Genomic DNA, 15,921 nt, shown 5'->3' on the forward strand with positions numbered 1-15,921 from the left:
CGGTCCGGCTGAACCCGCTGACCGTGCTGGTCAGCGTGCTGCTCGCGGCCGAGCTGGCGGGCCTACTGGGCGCCCTGCTGGCGATCCCGGCGGCGGGCGTCGGGCAGATCCTGCTGCGCGAGTTCGCCCCGGCCGGGCGGCGGACGTTGCCCCCGCCGGCGCCCGACCGGCCTCGCGACCAGACGCCCGCGCCCGGCCGGCCTCGCCACCCGGCACGGCGGCCGCCAGCGCCCGGCGGGGCCCTGTCGCAGGAGCCGCCCGGCGGGGCCCCGTCGCAGGAGCCGCCGCCGGCCGGCGGTTGACCGGAGCGGTCAGCGACCGCGGGCCACCACCTCGGGCGACTCGCTCTCCAGCGGCACGGCGTGCGCCGGCACCAGCCCCAACTGCACCGCCGGCCGGGGCAGCGTGGCGTCCAGCGCCCAGTCCGCCGCCACCCGGGGCCGGTTGCCGGGCATGGCGAGCAGGTGGTAGCCCCGGGTGACCGCCTTCGCCGGCAGGCCGGCCAGGGACACCTTCAGCGGGTTGGCCGCCGCGTCCTTGCCGCCGAGGTCGACCACCCAGCCCAGGTCGTGGTGCTTGTACGGCTTCCGGATGCCCTGCCCGTAGGAGGCGGCGATGTTGTGCGCCGCGAGCTTGCCCTGCCGCTGCGCGTGCTGGGCGGTCATCGCGCAGATCTGCCCCGGGCGGGTCAGGTCGGGCACCGCCGCCGCGTCGCCGCAGGCGAACACCTCGGGGTGGCCGGGGACATTGAGGAACTCGTCGACCACCAGCCGGCCCCGCTCGGTGCGCAGGCCCACCTCGGCGACGAACGGGTCGGGACGGACCCCGACGCACCAGACCAGGCTGCAGGTGGGGACGTACTCGCCGTCGGTGAGCATGACCCCGTCCGGGGTGGCCTCGGAGACCGAGGTGCCCATCCGCACGTCCACGCCGCGCCGGCGCAGCACCCGGTCGGCGGTGACGGACATCCGCTGGTCCAGCTCGGGAAGGACGCGCGGGGCGATGTCGAGCAGCATCCACCGGGGGCGCACCGTGAGGTGCGGCCGCTGGGCCACCAGCCGGTCGGTGAAGAGCTGGCCGTGCGCGGCGACCTCGGTGCCGGTGTAGCCGGCGCCCACCACCACGAAGGTGGTCCGGGCCCGCTGCTCGGCCGGGTCGTCGGTCAGCTCCGCCAGCTCGATCTGACGGACCACGTGGTCGTGCAGGTAGAGCGCCTCGGGCAGGCCGCGGAAGCCGTGCGCGTACTCGGTCACCCCCGGGATCGGCAGCAGCTTGTTGACGCTGCCGACGGAGAGCACGAGCCGGTCGTACGCCAGCTGACCGACGTCACCCTCCTGGGAGCGGTAGCCGACCCAGCGGTTCTGCAGGTCGACCCGGTTCGCCTCGCCGACCACCACCCGGACACCGTCGAGGGTGCCGGCCAGCGGTACGGAGATCCGGGTCGGCTCGATCACCCCGGCGGCGACCTCCGGCAGCAGGGGCAGGTAGAGGAAGTAGTCGGTCGTGTTCAGCAGGACGATCTCGGCCCGCTTGCCGGCCAGCCGGTGCAACGTCTTCGCCGCGTGGTATCCGGCGAACCCGGCCCCCACGATCACCACCCGAGGTTTCGTCATGCCCGCTGCCGTTCCCGTCGAGGACCTCGACAAACGTTCGGGTCAGCCGGGCGCCAGGCGGACATGACCGGTGCGGCCGACCGCCTCGAGGTCCCAGTGGTGGCCGAAGGCGCGGACCCGCGAGGCGGTGATCCGGCCGAGCTCGGGGGGCACGTCGGGGTCGAGCTCCAGCCGGCCGTTCACCGGGTTGAGACCGAGCATCGCCCGCACCAGCGCCAGCGGCGCCCCCGCCGCCCACGCCTGCGGGCTGCACGCGGTGGGATACGGCACGGCGAACATGGTGCGGTCGCGGATGTACCCGCTGAGCGCCTCGGGGAGCCGGTAGCCGAACTGCTCGGCCGCGTCGAGCAGGGCCAGGCTGATCCGGTTGGCCTCGGCCCGGAAGCCGTACCGGGCCAGACCCAGCACCGCGATGGAGTTGTCGTGCGGCCAGACCGTGCCGAGGTGGTAGCCGAGCGCGTTGAAGGACCGGTCCTCCCGGGACAGGGTGCGGATGCCCCAGCCGGAGAAGAGGTCCTCGTGCATGAGCTGGCGCACCACCGCCCCGGCACGGTCCGGCGGCACGATCCCGCTCCACAGCAGGTGCCCCATGTTGGAGGTCTTCGAGTCGATGGGCGTCTTGTCGCCGTCCAACCCGACCGCGTAGAAACCGCCCCGCTCGTCGAGCCAGAAGTCCTGGTTGAACTGCCGGTACAGTCGCGCCGCGTCGTCGCGTAGCCGGGCGGCGAGGGTGGGCTCGGCGAGCGGCCCGTCGGCCAGTTCGGCCAGGCGCAGCTTCGCGTCGTACGTGTAGCCCTGCAGTTCGCAGGTCGCGATGGGCAGCACCGGGATCCGGCCGTCGGAGAAGCACACCCCGTCCGGGGAGTCCCGCCAGCACTGGTTGCCCAGCCCTTCCGGGGAGCGGGTGGCGTACTCGACGTAACCGTCCCCGTCCCGGTCGCCGTAGTGGTCGACCCAGTGCAGCGCGGCCAGCGCCTGCTGGCGCAGCCGGCGGACCAGCTCGTCGTCCCCGGTCCACCGCCAGTACTCGGAGAGCAGGATCAACCAGAGCTGGGTCGCATCGGCGGTGCCGTAGTACGGCGTGTACGGCTTCGCCCCGGTCCGGGTCAGCTCGCCGAAACGGACCTCGTGCAGGATCCGGCCGGGCTCCTCGTCGGTGAAGTCGTCGCACCGGGTGCCCTGCAACCGGGCGAGCGCCAGCAGCGCCCCGCGGGCCAACGCCGGCCCCGCGGAGAGCGTCTGGTACGCGGTGATCAGAGTGTCCCGGCCGAACACGGTGAGGAACCAGGGCAGTCCGGCGCCGGGCAGCTCGACGCGCTGCCCCTTGACCTCGAGTTCGAGCCGGAGCGCGGCCAGGTCGTACCGGGACTGCCGGGTGGTGCGTTCCAGCACCGGGTTGTCGCTGTCCAGCACCGCCCGGTCCTCGATCCAGGAGCGCACCGGGTTGGGGAACCGGCGGTGCAGCACGTCGGCGATGTCCCCGCGGACCGGCTCGACCGTGCCCGGCCCGGGCGGCAGCGGCACCGACAGGTCCAGCTGCCACTCCTGACAGGCGTGCAGCTGGACCTCCCAGACCAGGTCGTCGCCCTCCAGCCGGTCCGGTGCCAGCGACGAGTGCACCTCGGTCTGCGCGGCGAAGCCGTCGGTCTCGTAGCGGAAGTGGAGCGGGCTGCCGTTCGGGGCGTGCCGGCGGACGATGTATGCCGAACGGTCCCGGACCCCGGACTTGACCTCGAACAGGTCGGCGAAGTCGGCCGCGACGGCGAGGCGCAGCTCGACCCGGACCGGTTTGGGCCGGTACGAGAGCAGCTCGATCCGCTCGTGGAAGCCGTCCCCGACGTAGCGCAGCCGGCGGGCGCCGACGGTGTCCGGCGGCAGGCCGGGCAGTTCCGGATTGGTGAGCACGAACTGCGCCGAGTAGTGGTCGATGGTCTCCGAACGCAACACCAGTAAGCGGGCCCCGTTCACGGTCAGCGTCCATCCGCTGAGCAGCCGGGTGTCCAGGTGGACGAGCCCGCCGATGCTGCCCGGCGGCACGTCCCCGGCCGGGTCGGAGTACATGAAGGTCGGGCCGCTGAGCACGGCGATCGACTGGGGGCCCAGCTCGGGCGGGGCCGCCCGCTGGTCGCCCGGCCCGCCGGAGGCGGCGATGCCGGGCGTCGGGTCGGCGGGGGTCGGACGCGCCACAACCATGCCACCCACGGTAGGAGCGGCACGGGTGAGGCGGGCATCACCCGGTCCGGGCGAAGCCCGGCCCGGGGCGGCACGGTTCCGGCGGCCGCCGCTCAGTCCGTTCCGGGCAGCGGCGCGGTGATCGCCCAGCGCTCGTGGTCCCGCCAGGCGCCGTCGATGAACAGGTACTCCGGGGAGAAGCCCTCCAGCCGGAAGCCGAGCCGCTGCGCCAGCCGCTTCGACGCCTCGTTGCCGGGCTGGATGTTCGCCTCCAGCCGGTGCAGCCCGAGCGCGGTGAAGGCGTGCCCGATGACCAGCCGGATGCCGGCCGAGGCGTGCCCGGTGCCCGCGTACGGCAGGAAGGCGGCGTAGCCGAGGTAGCCGCCGCGCAGGGCGCCCAGCACGATGCCGCTGATGTTCGCGTATCCGGCGATCTCGCCGCTGGCCCGGTCGCAGAACAGGTAGCCGGTGGCGTCCTGCCTGCGGTTCTTGCGCAGGTAGGCGGCGTACTTCTCCGGGTCGTCGGGGGCGGCGAGCCAGGGATGGTGCAGCTCCCGGCTGCGGCGGGCGGCGGCGATGAACTCGGCCTCGTCGGCGGGGCGCGGGCGCCGGATGCCGACCCGGCCGTCGGTACGCAGGTATCTCACGTTGCCCCACTCTCGCCCACCGGCCCGAGCGGCCTGCGACCGGGGTCGCGCGGAGGCGGCACGTCCCCTACCGTGGGCCCGGACGACGGGAGGTCGATCATGAGGATTGCTCCGCTCGGCACGGTGCTGGTTTCCGCTTCGCCGCTGGGGACCGCGGTGTCCTGATCCGGGTCGCCGGCGGCCGCCGCCGGCAGCCGGCCCGGCGCTGCCCCGACACCTCCCCCTCGCCGCGAAGCGATCAGGTGACCCGCCCCGCGCGGGTCCCCCGTCCTGGCGTGCCCACGCCACCACATCGCTTCCGAGGGAGTTCCTCGTGTTTCCGGAGATCCCGTCCGGGCGCCCCGCCGCGCCCGGACCACGTACCCCTGTCCGGTGGCCGGCATGACGGCCACCGCTCCCACCGGCCGGCTCGGCCGCGACTTCCACCGGCTCTGGACCGCCAGCGCCGTGTCCAACCTGGGGGACGGCATCACCATGGTCGCGGCCCCGCTGCTGGTCGCCTCGCTCACCCCCGACCCGGCCGCGGTGGCCGCGGCGGCCCTCGCCCCGCAACTGCCCTGGCTGCTGTTCGCTCTGGTCAGCGGGGCGCTCGTCGACCGCCTCGACCGGCGCCGGCTGATCGTCGCGGTCAACGTCGGCCGGGGCCTGGTCCTCGCCGCGCTGGCCGGGGCGGTGCTCGCCGGGGTGGCCACCGTGCCGCTGATCCTGCTGGCGTTCCTGCTCACCGGGATCGGCGAGACCCTCGCCGACACCGCGTCCGGGGCGCTGCTGCCCTCCGTGGTGCCGCCGGAACGGCTCGAGGAGGCCAACAGCCGGCTCTCCGCCACCTTCGTCGTCGGCAACCAGTTCGCCGCGAAGCCGCTCGGGGGTTACCTCTTCGTGCTGGCCGCGGCGCTGCCGTTCGGGTTCGACGCGGCCTCCTTCGGGTTGGCCGCGCTGCTGCTGGCGCTGCTGCGCTGGCGTCCGGTACCGCCGGCCGCGCCGGAGCCCGGCGCCGCGGGGCCGGTGCGCTCGATCCGGGCCGACATCGCCACCGGGGTACGCGCCCTCTGGCGGGTGCCGGTGCTGCGCACCCTGGCGCTCAGCATCGCGGTGATGAACGTGGCGTTCTGCGCGGCGTTCGCGGTGTTCGTGCTCTACGCCCGGCAGCGCCTCGGCCTCGCCCCGGTCGGGTACGGCGTGCTGCTGACCGCCTCGGCGCTTGGCGGCCTCGCCGGCAGCACCCTGGCGACCCGGCTGCGGGCCCGGTTCGGCACCCCGACGCTGCTGCGGGCCGGGCTGCTGATCGAGATCGGTCTGCACCTCGTGCTGGCGGTCACCCGGCAGCCCTGGCTGGCTGGCGCGGCCCTGGCGATCTGGGGCGTGCACACCATGGTGTGGGGCGTGCTCGTGGTGTCGCTGCGGCAGCGCCTCGTGCCGGACCGATTGCGCGGCCGGGTGAACAGCGTCTACTCCCTGGCCGATCTGGGTGGGGCCGCCGTGGGCACGGCGCTCGGCGGCGCCGTCGCCCGGGTCACCGGCAGCGTCCTGACCCCGTTCTGGCTGGCGGCCGCCGCGCTGGCGGTGCTCACCGTGCTGGTCTGGCGGCGGTTGGCGGAAACGGACCGCTGACCGGACCGGTAGTCGAACGCCGGCCCGCCGACCACCCGGCGGGCCGGCCCGGTCAGAGCGGGCCGGGGTGCGGCTGGTCGAGCGGCATCGGGACCATCAGGTACGTGGAGCCGCGCAGGTCCAGCCAGGCCCGGTCGGGGGCGCGGACCAGCCGGAGCATCACGTCGGCGCAGGCCGGGCAGCGGCCGACCAGCCCGGGGGCGTGCGAGTAGACCCGCAGCCCGGCCACCGGGCCGGTCGTGCCGCAGTTGGCGCACCGCCCGGTAGCGCTGCTGAGGTCGACCGCGAAGATCTCGCGCAGCGGCCCGTCGAGCATGTTGCCGTCCAGGTAGGACAGGTCGGTCATGCGTCCTCCTCGCTCGTCAGCCGGTCGGGCCGAACCGTTCGGTCTTCACCCGCCGGGTCGGGTGTCCCAGCCCCACCAGCAGGTCCGCCACGGTCTCCACGAAACCGGTCGGGCCGCAGACGTAGCAGAGCGGCTCCAGGTCGGGCGGCCAGCCGTGGCTGTTCACGTCGGCCAGGCCGATCCGGTGCGGCTCGCCCCGCCAACCCTCCGGCGCCGACCGGGTGTACACGTACGCCACGTCGAGGCCCTGGTCCTCGCGGGCGCGCCGGCGCAGCTCGTCGGCGTAGAAGACGTCGTCGGGGGTGCGGACCGAGTAGATCAGCCGGAACGGCACCCGGCTGCCCGCCGCGCGCCGGGCCCGGACCATGGCCATCAGCGGCACCACCCCGGAGCCGCCGGCCACCAGCAGCACCGGGGCCGTCTCGTCGGTACGCCAGACGAACCAGCCGCCGACCGGGCCGCGCACCTCCACCGGGTCGCCCTCGGCATAGGTGTCGATGAGGTACGGCGACACCTCCCCGTCGGGCACCCGCTGCACGCTCAGCTCGACGCGCTCGCCGTCGGCGGGTGCGGCCAGCGAGTACGACCGGGCCGCCTGGTAGCCGTCCGGGGCGGTCAGCCGCACGTCGACGTGCTGCCCGGGCAGGTGTCCGGGCCAGCCGGGTACGTCCAGCACCAGGGTGTGCGCGCTCGCCGTCTCGATCCGCCGCTCGACCAGCCGGGCCACCTGCCAGGTCAGCGGCCTGGCGGGGATCCGGCCACTCGCGGGAGCGGCCACCTCAGTCGCCCTGGTAGCGCTGCTCGCGCCACGGGTCGCCGTAGTCGTGGTAGCCGGCGGTCTCCCAGAAGCCGGGCTGGTCGTCGACGAACAGCCGGATCCCGCGCACCCACTTGGCCGACTTCCAGAAGTAGAGGTGCGGGACGAGCAGCCGGGCCGGCCCGCCGTGCTCGGCCGGCAGCGGCCCGCCGTCGAAGGTGTGCGCCACCCAGGCCCGGCCGCCGCGCAGGTCGTCCAGGGGCAGGTTCGTGGTGTACCCGCCGTAGGAGTGGGCCAGCGCGTAGCGGGCCGCCGTGTCGACCCCGTCCAGCAGGGTGTCCAGGGATACGCCCTGCCACCTGGTGGCCAGCTTCGACCAGCGGGTCACGCAGTGGATGTCCACGGTCGGGGTCTCCTGCGGCAGGGACATCAGCTCGTCCCAGGACCAGCGGAACTCGCTGCCGCCCTCGGTGGTGAGCACGAACTCCCAGGTGTCCAGCGGCACCTTCGGCGTCGGACCGGCCGAGAGCACCGGGAAGTCCTGGGTGAGGTACTGGCCCGGCGGCAGGGCCGGTTCGGCCGAGCGGGGCCGGCCCTGAAAGCCCGGCGACACAATTCCCACCGGTCAGTCGTACCACCCTGGGGTGGGCGGTGGCGGTGGTTCGGCGGACTCCGCCGCGGTGGGTGACCACCGCGGCGGTCCGGCGTCCGGCCCCTACCGCGGGTCTCCCGAGGCCACCTCGCGCACCGGCTCGCGGGTCGCCCGGAGGCTGGTCAGCGTCACCACGACCAGCACGGCGACGATCACGCCAAGGGAGGCCAGCGTGGGGATCTGCGGCACGCCCGGCCAGATCCCGTGCGCCCAGTGCAGGCCGAGCTTGAGCCCGATGAACGCCAGGATGGCGGCCAGGCCGTAGCTGAGGTGCACCAGGCGGCTCAGCGCGGCGTGCAGCACGAAGTAGAGCGCCCGCAGCCCGAGCAGGGCGAACGCGTTGGTGGCGAAGACCAGGTACGGATCCTCGGTGATGCCGTACACGGCGGGCACCGAGTCGACCGCGAAGACCACGTCGGTGGCGAGCACCGCGACCACGACCAGCGCGAACGGGGTCAGCGCCCGGCGCCCGGCGAGCCGGACGGTCAGCTTCGGACCGTGGTACTCGTCGACCACCGGCATGACCTTGCGGAGCAGCCGCACCGACCGCATCGTGTCGATGTCGACCTCCTGCGCGTGCCCGGAGAGGGCGTCGCGCAGCAGCTTCACCGCGGTGGCGATCAGGATCAGCGCGAAGAGCAGGAAAGCGAAGTCGAGGGTCTTCAGCGCGGCCGCGCCCAGGGCGATGAAGACCGCCCGCAGCACGAGCGCGCCGGCGATGCCGTAGAGCAGCACCCGCTGGGCCAGCACCGCCGGCACCGCGAACGCGGCCAGCAGCAGCATGAAGACGAAGAGGTTGTCGACCGAGAGCGACTTCTCCACCAGGTAGCCGGTCAGGTACTGCACGCCCAGCTCGGAGCCCCACCGCGACCACACCCAGACGCCGAAGGCCAGCGGCAGCGCGACGTAGAACGCCGACCAGCCGAGCGCCTCCTTCAGCGACACCTCGTGCGGCCGGCGGGTGACCAGGAAGTCCAGCACCAGCAGGGCGAGCACACCGGCGATGGTCACCACCCAGAGCGTGGGGGTGCCCACCGACGACAGCTCGGCGGCGGACAGGTATGACAATTCGGTCATGAAGTCTCCTCGAACACCATGTCATGTTCGAGGTCTCCTTCACCCACCAAAGGTGGGCAACCACCCGAGGCGCGCCCGGGGCGCGCCGTACTGACCGGAATGGTTCTGGGAAGTACTCCCCTCGCGCGCTCCAGGCTAGGGCACCCGCGGCGCGGAAGCCAACTTTCGACGCGGATGATTGCCCTGGTCAACCGCTGCGTTCCGCAGGGGCCGTGGCGCGCGGAACGGCAGCGCCCTATGGTGACGCGATGACCGACCAGGGACCCCTGACCGGCGTACGGGTGATCGAGCTGGCCGGCATCGGACCCGGCCCGTTCGCCGCCATGATGCTGGCCGACCTCGGCGCCGACGTGGTCCGCGTGGATCGGGTGGGCGGCGGCGGCTTCGGCGCGATGCCCGGCGACCTGCTCAACCGCAACCGGCGCTCGCTCGCCGTCGACCTCAAGACGCCCGCCGGACGGGAGGTGGTACTCGCCCTGGTCGCCGGCGCGGACGCGCTGGTCGAGGGCTTCCGGCCGGGGGTCACCGAGCGGCTCGGCCTCGGGCCCGCGGACTGCCGGGCGGTCAACCCCCGCCTGGTGTACGGCCGGATGACCGGCTGGGGGCAGGACGGGCCGCTCGCCCCCACCGCCGGCCACGACATCGACTACCTGGCGCTGACCGGCGCGCTGCACGGCACCGGCCGGGCCGGCGAGCGGCCGGTGCCGCCGATGAACCTGCTCGGCGACTTCGGCGGCGGCGGGATGATGCTGGCCCTCGGCGTCGTCGCCGCCCTGTACGCGGTCCGCGCCGGCGCGCCCGGCCAGGTCGTCGACGCGGCAATCGTGGACGGCGTGTCGGTGCTGGCCACCCAGATCCACGCGCTGCGCCAGGTCGGCATGTGGCAGGACGCGCGCGGGACGAACCTGCTCGACGGGGGCGCCCCCTTCTACGACACGTACGAATGCGCCGACGGCCGCCACCTGGCGGTGGGCGCCCTGGAGCCGCGCTTCTACGACGAGCTGGTCCGGCTCACCGGCTTCCCGCTCGACGGCGACGAGGCGCCGGACCGCACCGACCCGGCGAACTGGCCGGCGCTGCGGGCGGCGTGGGCGCGGCTGTTCCGGACCCGTACCCGGGACGAGTGGGCGGAGCTGCTGGCCGACAGCGACGCCTGCGCGGCACCCGTGCTGGACTGGGCGGAGGCGCCGGCGCACCCGCACCTGGCCGCGCGCGGCGTCTTCGTGGCGCCCGACGGGGTCACCCAGCCGGCGCCCGCCCCGCGCTTCTCCGCCACCCCCACCTCGGTACGCCGGCCCCCGCCCGAGCCGGGCGAGCACACCGACGAGGTGCTGGCCGAGGCGGGCTTCGACGCCGCCCGGATCGCCGCCCTCAGGTCCGCCGGCACCGTGGCCTGACCGACCGGTCCCGGGCGCAGACCTGCTGGCCGGGTCGCCGGCGTCCGCCGGGCCGACCGTCGGGTCGCGTTCAGCGGCGGGTGGCGCCGGGCGCCAGCACGGGCTCGACCACCGCCCGGAAGTCACGCGGCAGCTGCACCACCACGTCGTCGAACTCGCCGCCGCTGATCGCCTCGCGCAGCGTGGTGAAGACCGCGCGTACGCCGTCGCGGGCGACGTTCTCGTCCACGCCGGCCCGCTGGGCCACCCGGGCGACGAACTCGGCGGCCCCGAACCGTTCCGCCGCCTCCATGGCCGGGTGCGGCTTGAGCACCTGTTGCAGCGGTTTGGGCAGCTGCGCCGCCAGGTCCAGCACCTCGCCGCCGGTCAGCCGTTCGGCGAGGGTCTCCAGGGCGGCCCGGGTCAGCGCGGCAGCCCGTTCCGTGGGCGCTGCCGCCCGCTGGGCGACCCGGTCGACGAAGGTGTCGTAGTTCATCGGCGCTCCCCCCTCACGGCTGCCCGGCTACCCGCCCCGCCGCGCCGGAAACCGCGCCACATTTCCGACCTGACCGCGCGTGACCAGGCGCGCGACGGGTAACCGCCGCCGGTCGTGACCGTTACTACAGGCGCGAGGAGCCCGACCCATGGCGAGTTACACGGACGTCCTTGAGTACCTGTCCGCGCTGGACTATCCGGCGGGGAAGGACGACGTCATCCGGGAGGCCGAACGGGAGGGTGCCCCGCCGGAGGTGTTGCGGGCGCTGCGCGCGCTGCCCCCGGTGGACTACGCCAACGGCACCGAGGTGGCCCGGTCGGCCGGCATCGACGCCGCACCCGAGATCAGCCGGTCACAGCGGGCGGCACAGGCGCGGGAGCCGCACACGCGGGTCTCGCAGCACCTGCGCGGCATCTGATTCCGCACCGTGGCGCGCCGGACGGCCGGGCGGGCCGGCCGGCACCTGCCGGCCGCGCTCCAACTGGTCGGCATGACGCTGGTCGGTGTCGTGGCCGGCGGGGCGGCCGCCGTCATGCTCGCCCCGACCCTCGCCCCGCTGGTCGGCTGGGACGCCGCCGCGCTGAGCTGGCTGGTCCTGCAATGGTCCCGGCTGGGCAAGCTGGACGCGGCCCGCACGGCCCGACTGGCCAAGCTGGAGGACCCGAACCGGGCCACCCGGGACGGCCTGCTGCTGGCCGCCTGCCTGGCCAGCCTGCTCGCCGTCGGCCTGGTGCTGACCACCGCGCACAGCGTCCGGACCGGCCTGCCCCGTGACCTGTACGGAGGGCTCGGCGTGCTCAGTGTCGTGCTCTCCTGGTTCGTGGTGCACACCGTCTTCACCACCCGGTACGCCCGGCTGTACTACAGCGGGACACCCGGCGGGATCAACTTCCACCAGGACGAGCCGCCCTGCTTCGCGGACTTCGCGTACGTCGGCTTCACCCTGGGCACCACCTTCCAGGTCTCCGACACCGACCTGTGCACGTCGGAGCTGCGCCGGACGGCGCTGCGGCACTCGCTGCTGTCGTACCTGTTCGGCGCGGTCATCGTGGCGGCGACGGTGAACCTGCTGGCCAGCCTCGCCCAGTGAGCCCCTGACGACAGGCGGGCGCCCCGGGTCACGAACCGCGACCTGGGGCGCCACGCAACACCTGCTCCTGCCGGTCCGCGCCCGAACCGGGTCGCGACCGCCAGGCGGTGGATGTTCGCCCGAACCGGGCGGGCATCACTGCCACGATCATCATACGATCCAACATCAGCCGAACGGGTGACTTTCGCAAAACTGTGGCGGGCGGCACTCCGCCTCAGCCGGTCAGTTCCGCGTACCGCTTCTCCAGATCCACCCGGGCCAACGCGCCCACCAGCCAGGCCAACCGCTCCGACTCGCCGCTGCCGGCCAGGCCGGCCAGATCCTGCGCCGACCGGCCCAGTCCCAGCCGTCGGGCCGCGGCCAGCGCCCGCCGGTCCGCCACCGGGGCCACCTCCCGCCACACCGCCTGCGCCTCCCGCAGGAACAGGTCGGCCACCGCGTCGTCCACCCCCGGCAGCGCGGTCAGCAACCGCCGCTCCCGGGCCGGATCCTGCTGCGCCTCGGTACGCAACCGGCGCAGGTCACCCCGATACCGGTCGACCACCGTCCGGGCCAGGTCGCCCAGGGTCGCGGCGAGCCCGTCGACGTCGCCGCGCTGCCCCGCGTCGCGCAGCACCCGCACCCGGTCCTCGTGCAGCGAGCGGGCCATCCGGGCGGCGCTGTCCCAACCGGCGTCCCGCAACCCCGCCGCGGCGTCCACCGCCTTGCGGAAGTCACCCCGGCGGGCGAGCAGGACGGACAGGTAGAGCACCTGGAACAGTTGCGCCGGGTTGTTCGTCACCCGGAAGCCGTACTGTTCGGCGAAGCCTCGACCGTCCCCGGCGAGCCGGCGGACCAGCCGCTTCTTGTCCTCGATGCTGGCGATCCCAGTGGTCGGCATGCCCGGCGTCTACCCCGACCCGGGCCGGGCATTCAGTCCCGGAAGCCGCCACTGCGGTCGCGCGCCTTCAGCCGGGTGGTGGGCAGCGCCGGAGCCGGCAGCGGCGGTGCCGGATCGTCGGCCACCGTGCCGAAGCGCCGACCCGCCATCCACTCCTCCCGGGCCGCCACGATCTCCTCGTGCGAGCGGCCGACGAAGTTCCACCACATCACCAGCGGCTCCTCGAACGGCGTTCCGCCGAGCAACAGCAGCTTGCTGCCCGGTGCCGCCCGCAAGTTGAGCGTGTCCCGGCCGGTGCCCAGGTAGAGCAGCGCACCCACCGCCAACGACACCCCGTCCACCTCCGCTTCGCCGGACATCGCGAGCAGGCCGTACTCGAAGTCGCGGCGCAGCGGCAACGTGGCCGGCGCCGGGCCGCGAACCTCGAGCTGCGCGCCCAGCAGCGGGGTGTGCACCACGGCCGGCGAGCGCTCGCCGCCGACCTCGCCGACCAGCAGCGTGACGTCCAGGTCGCCCTCGCGCCAGCGGGGCAGCGTCGCGTGGTGCGCGAAGTCCGCGGCCCCGGCACGCGCCGGATCCGGCAACGCCACCCACAGTTGTACGCCGTGCATCACCGGCGGATGCACCGCCGGCGACCGCTCCGAGTGGGCGATACCGTGACCGGACGTCATCACGTTGAGCTGGCCGGGGCGGATCGGCTGCACGTTGCCGAGGCTGTCCCGGTGCACGATCTCGCCGTCGACCAGCCAGGTGACCGTCTGCAAGCCGGTGTGCGGATGCGGCGGCACCTCCATGCCGGGGCGTTCGTTGACGTCATCCGGCCCGAAATGGTCCACGAAACACCACGCCCCGACCAGCCGCCGCTGCCGCTGCGGCAGCAGCCGCCGCACCGTGGTGTAACGGCCGAGCGGCACGTCGTGGCCGGGCAACAGCACGCTGGGCTGCTCCGCCGGGGCGGTGCCGGGCGGCAGCATCTGGGCGGGCAACGATTCGGTACGGTCCACCGCCCGACTCTACGCTCCGGTCCTCTCGGCGATCACGGTGTTCGGTCCTGCTACCAGGCTGGTTGCGTTTGGGGCTGGGGGCGAGGGTGGCCGGCTCCGGGCGGTGCCGGAGAGAGATCTTGGCACCAAACGGCCCCCAGAAGGGCCGAAATCGTCCAAGATCTACAGCACCCGCACCATCCCGACGCTGCACGCGCAGGACGCGGGTGGGGCCTGTCGTGACCGGCGCAGGGATCAAGGCGGCCGCCGGGAGCCGGGCAGGGCGGGCCCCACCCGCCCACTGCAGCCAGCCAAGGGCCGATCGCGAAGGTCGGCCGAGCCGCGACCGTGGTGGAGGCGACTACGTGGCCGGCGCGAACATCAGCGGTTTGCGCCGGGTGGCCGCCGCGACGCTGACGCATGGTCCGGTCTCAGCCGCCACTGTGGCCGGAGCCGGCGGACCGGGCTGACCATGCGGTCAGTCAGCGATTGACAGGCGTCGAGGCCCGTCCTAGGTTCAGGGCGCTACCGGCCGGTAGGCATCCGTCCCGCCTGGCCGCCCCCGTCCCGGGGCGGCACCCGTCCCCGGGGGAGCAACGATGCTGACCTCAACCACCCGCCTGGTCCGCCGGCTCCTCGCCGCCGGCGCGGCCCTCACCCTCGCGGCCGGCCTGGCCGGCGCCACCCCCGCCGTCGCCGGCGACCGCGGCACCGACGGCGACCAGCCGCTGCCCGGCTACACCATCAGCAACCCGCCCCTGGCGCCGCTGGTCGTCGGCGGCGTGCCCACCACCGTCCGGCAGGGCGTGCACGAGCACGCCGGCTACATCATCGAGACACCCGCCCGGTGGAACGGCGAACTCGTCATGTGGGCGCACGGCTACCGCGGCCAGGGCACCGAACTCTCCCCCGAGCCGCCCGCGTACGACCTGCGTCAGCGCCTGCTCGGGCAGGGGTACGCCTGGGCGTCCTCCTCGTACGACCGCAACGGCTACGACATCCGCTCCGGCGTGCTCAGCACCCGGCACCTGGCCGACCTCTTCGCCGACACGGTGCGCCGCCCGCACCGGGTGTACCTCGCCGGCGTGTCCATGGGCGGGCACATCATCGGCCGCTCGCTGGAGCAGTACCCGGGCTACTACGACGGAGCGCTGCCCATGTGCGGCGTCCTCGGCGACCACGAGCTGTTCGACTTCTTCCTCGACTACAACCTGGTCGCGCAGGCCCTCGCCGGCGTCCGGGCCTATCCCACCCCGGACGACTACCTGACCAACGCGGTGCCCCGGATCCAGGTGGCGTTGGGCCTGGCCGGCCTCACGCCAGGCGGCCCGGACACCACCAACGACCTCGGCAAGCAGCTACGCGCCGTCACCGTCGAACGCTCCGGCGGCCAACGGCCCGGCGCCGACGCGGCCTTCGCGGTCTGGAAGGACTTCCTGTTCGGCATCACCACCACCGACGGCGGCGACTCCCCCGCCCAGCGGCCCGGCCAGCTCGCCACCAACCTGCTCACCCGGTACTCCCCGAACAGCCCGGTCAACCTCAACGCCACCGTGCAGCGGGTCGCCCCGGAGAACCTGCGGCAGCGGCTGTCCCCGACGCTGACCGAGGTGCCCCGGATCAACGGCCGGCCGACCGTGCCGGTACTCACCCTGCACGACCTCGGCGACCTCTTCGTACCCTTCAGCATGGAGCAGGCCTACGCCCGGGACGCGGCCTGGCACGGGCGCAGCCGGCTGGTCGTGCAGCGCGCCGTCCGCGCGGCGCAGCACTGCGAGTTCAGCCCGGCCGAGGCCGGCGCCGCCTGGGACGACCTGGTTTCCTGGGTACGCACCGGGAAGCGGCCGGCCGGCGACGCCGTCACCGATCCGCGGGCGGTACGGGCGGCCGACTTCGGCTGCCGGTTCAGCGACCGTGCGGCGTGGGCCGCCGGCGCCGGCACCCGCCGGTTGTACGCAGCCTGCTGAAGGTTGCCGACGGCCCGTTCCCTGCCGAGGCTTGGGCTGGGATGGCTCTACGGGCACGCGGCCCGTTCCCTGCCGAGGCCTGAGCTGAGGTGGCTCTACGGGCACGCGGCCCGTTCCCTGCGGAGGCCTGGGCTGGGATGGCTCTACGGGCTATGCGGACGCCGCTGGCCGGCACCCGGGTTCGGGTGCCGGCCAGCGTTCGTGTGGTGTGGTGGGTCAGCTGTTCCAGTGCTGGGCGACGATGTCGGCGGCCT

15 protein-coding genes and 1 pseudogene are annotated in these 15,921 nt (G+C 74.1%); 6 read left to right on the forward strand and 10 right to left on the reverse strand.

The window, feature by feature from the left end:
• Positions 1-302: pseudogene (locus LQ51_RS33915) on the forward strand (AI-2E family transporter); the annotation flags it as partial.
• 9 nt (positions 303-311) lie between these two features.
• On the opposite strand, the gene LQ51_RS13955 reads toward LQ51_RS33915, so the two are convergent.
• The 3 genes from LQ51_RS13955 to LQ51_RS13965 form a co-directional block, all read right to left on the reverse strand.
• Positions 312-1,613, reverse strand: a complete 1,302-nt coding sequence (locus LQ51_RS13955; RefSeq protein WP_046565913.1) for an NAD(P)/FAD-dependent oxidoreductase — start codon at positions 1,611-1,613, stop codon at positions 312-314.
• A gap of 42 nt (positions 1,614-1,655) precedes the next feature.
• Positions 1,656-3,806 carry an amylo-alpha-1,6-glucosidase gene (locus LQ51_RS13960; RefSeq protein WP_082159417.1) on the reverse strand — a complete coding sequence of 717 codons (2,151 nt, stop codon included), beginning with the start codon at positions 3,804-3,806 and terminating at the stop codon, positions 1,656-1,658.
• 92 nt (positions 3,807-3,898) lie between these two features.
• Positions 3,899-4,432, reverse strand: a complete 534-nt coding sequence (locus tag LQ51_RS13965; RefSeq protein WP_046565914.1) for a GNAT family N-acetyltransferase — start codon at positions 4,430-4,432, stop codon at positions 3,899-3,901.
• 381 nt (positions 4,433-4,813) lie between these two features.
• On the opposite strand from LQ51_RS13965, the gene LQ51_RS13970 reads away from it, so the two are divergent.
• On the forward strand, positions 4,814-6,043 hold the full coding sequence (locus LQ51_RS13970; protein WP_046565916.1) for an MFS transporter: 1,230 nt from the start codon (positions 4,814-4,816) through the stop codon (positions 6,041-6,043).
• Between the two features lie 52 nt (positions 6,044-6,095).
• Here the strand turns inward: LQ51_RS13970 and LQ51_RS13975 are convergent, their stop codons facing one another.
• From LQ51_RS13975 to LQ51_RS13990, 4 genes are all read right to left on the reverse strand, one after another.
• Complete coding sequence (locus tag LQ51_RS13975) at positions 6,096-6,389, reverse strand: DUF6510 family protein (protein ID WP_046565919.1); 294 nt, start codon at positions 6,387-6,389, stop codon at positions 6,096-6,098.
• Positions 6,390-6,405: 16 nt separating this feature from the next.
• Entirely contained in the window at positions 6,406-7,167 is a 762-nt protein-coding gene (locus tag LQ51_RS13980; protein ID WP_046565921.1) for a ferredoxin reductase, read from the reverse strand.
• Position 7,168: 1 nt separating this feature from the next.
• Positions 7,169-7,759: a sulfite oxidase-like oxidoreductase gene (locus tag LQ51_RS13985; protein ID WP_197087714.1), complete on the reverse strand. Its 591-nt coding sequence runs from the start codon at positions 7,757-7,759 to the stop codon at positions 7,169-7,171.
• Between the two features lie 102 nt (positions 7,760-7,861).
• Positions 7,862-8,875, reverse strand: coding sequence for a TerC/Alx family metal homeostasis membrane protein (locus tag LQ51_RS13990; protein ID WP_046565923.1), 1,014 nt, complete (start codon positions 8,873-8,875; stop codon positions 7,862-7,864).
• A gap of 248 nt (positions 8,876-9,123) precedes the next feature.
• On the opposite strand from LQ51_RS13990, the gene LQ51_RS13995 reads away from it, so the two are divergent.
• Positions 9,124-10,272, forward strand: coding sequence for a CaiB/BaiF CoA transferase family protein (locus LQ51_RS13995; RefSeq protein WP_046565925.1), 1,149 nt, complete (start codon positions 9,124-9,126; stop codon positions 10,270-10,272).
• Positions 10,273-10,342: 70 nt separating this feature from the next.
• Here LQ51_RS13995 and LQ51_RS14000 read toward each other — a convergent pair whose 3' ends face one another.
• Positions 10,343-10,747, reverse strand: coding sequence for a DUF2267 domain-containing protein (locus LQ51_RS14000; RefSeq protein WP_046565927.1), 405 nt, complete (start codon positions 10,745-10,747; stop codon positions 10,343-10,345).
• Positions 10,748-10,895: 148 nt separating this feature from the next.
• Between LQ51_RS14000 and LQ51_RS14005 the strand changes: the two genes are divergently transcribed.
• On the forward strand, positions 10,896-11,165 hold the full coding sequence (locus LQ51_RS14005) for a DUF2795 domain-containing protein (RefSeq protein WP_046565928.1): 270 nt from the start codon (positions 10,896-10,898) through the stop codon (positions 11,163-11,165).
• A gap of 9 nt (positions 11,166-11,174) precedes the next feature.
• Positions 11,175-11,837 (forward strand): DUF1345 domain-containing protein, encoded by a 663-nt coding sequence (locus tag LQ51_RS14010; protein ID WP_052744873.1) that lies wholly within the window; start codon positions 11,175-11,177, stop codon positions 11,835-11,837.
• 214 nt (positions 11,838-12,051) lie between these two features.
• Here the strand turns inward: LQ51_RS14010 and LQ51_RS14015 are convergent, their stop codons facing one another.
• Positions 12,052-12,717 (reverse strand): hypothetical protein, encoded by a 666-nt coding sequence (locus LQ51_RS14015; protein ID WP_046565929.1) that lies wholly within the window; start codon positions 12,715-12,717, stop codon positions 12,052-12,054.
• Positions 12,718-12,749: 32 nt separating this feature from the next.
• On the reverse strand, positions 12,750-13,721 hold the full coding sequence (locus LQ51_RS14020) for a pirin family protein (RefSeq protein WP_046565931.1): 972 nt from the start codon (positions 13,719-13,721) through the stop codon (positions 12,750-12,752).
• A gap of 578 nt (positions 13,722-14,299) precedes the next feature.
• On the opposite strand from LQ51_RS14020, the gene LQ51_RS14025 reads away from it, so the two are divergent.
• Positions 14,300-15,667, forward strand: coding sequence for an alpha/beta fold hydrolase (locus LQ51_RS14025; protein ID WP_046565934.1), 1,368 nt, complete (start codon positions 14,300-14,302; stop codon positions 15,665-15,667).
• Positions 15,668-15,921 lie beyond the last annotated feature (254 nt).

It is taken from the genome of Micromonospora sp. HK10 (genome assembly GCF_000982955.1).
Taxonomy (GTDB): Bacteria; Actinomycetota; Actinomycetes; order Mycobacteriales; family Micromonosporaceae; genus Micromonospora.

Bases quoted from the DNA above. Each gene is read 5' to 3' on its own strand.
- LQ51_RS13955 (WP_046565913.1), bottom strand. From the start codon at position 1,613: ATGACGAAACCTCGGGTGGTGATCGTGGGGGCCGGGTTCGCCGGATAC.
- LQ51_RS13960 (WP_082159417.1), bottom strand. From the start codon at position 3,806: ATGGTTGTGGCGCGTCCGACCCCCGCCGACCCGACGCCCGGCATCGCC.
- LQ51_RS13970 (WP_046565916.1), top strand. From the start codon at position 4,814: ATGACGGCCACCGCTCCCACCGGCCGGCTCGGCCGCGACTTCCACCGG.
- LQ51_RS13975 (WP_046565919.1), bottom strand. From the start codon at position 6,389: ATGACCGACCTGTCCTACCTGGACGGCAACATGCTCGACGGGCCGCTG.
- LQ51_RS13990 (WP_046565923.1), bottom strand. From the start codon at position 8,875: ATGACCGAATTGTCATACCTGTCCGCCGCCGAGCTGTCGTCGGTGGGC.
- LQ51_RS13995 (WP_046565925.1), top strand. From the start codon at position 9,124: ATGACCGACCAGGGACCCCTGACCGGCGTACGGGTGATCGAGCTGGCC.
- LQ51_RS14000 (WP_046565927.1), bottom strand. From the start codon at position 10,747: ATGAACTACGACACCTTCGTCGACCGGGTCGCCCAGCGGGCGGCAGCG.
- LQ51_RS14005 (WP_046565928.1), top strand. From the start codon at position 10,896: ATGGCGAGTTACACGGACGTCCTTGAGTACCTGTCCGCGCTGGACTAT.
- LQ51_RS14015 (WP_046565929.1), bottom strand. From the start codon at position 12,717: ATGCCGACCACTGGGATCGCCAGCATCGAGGACAAGAAGCGGCTGGTC.
- LQ51_RS14025 (WP_046565934.1), top strand. From the start codon at position 14,300: ATGCTGACCTCAACCACCCGCCTGGTCCGCCGGCTCCTCGCCGCCGGC.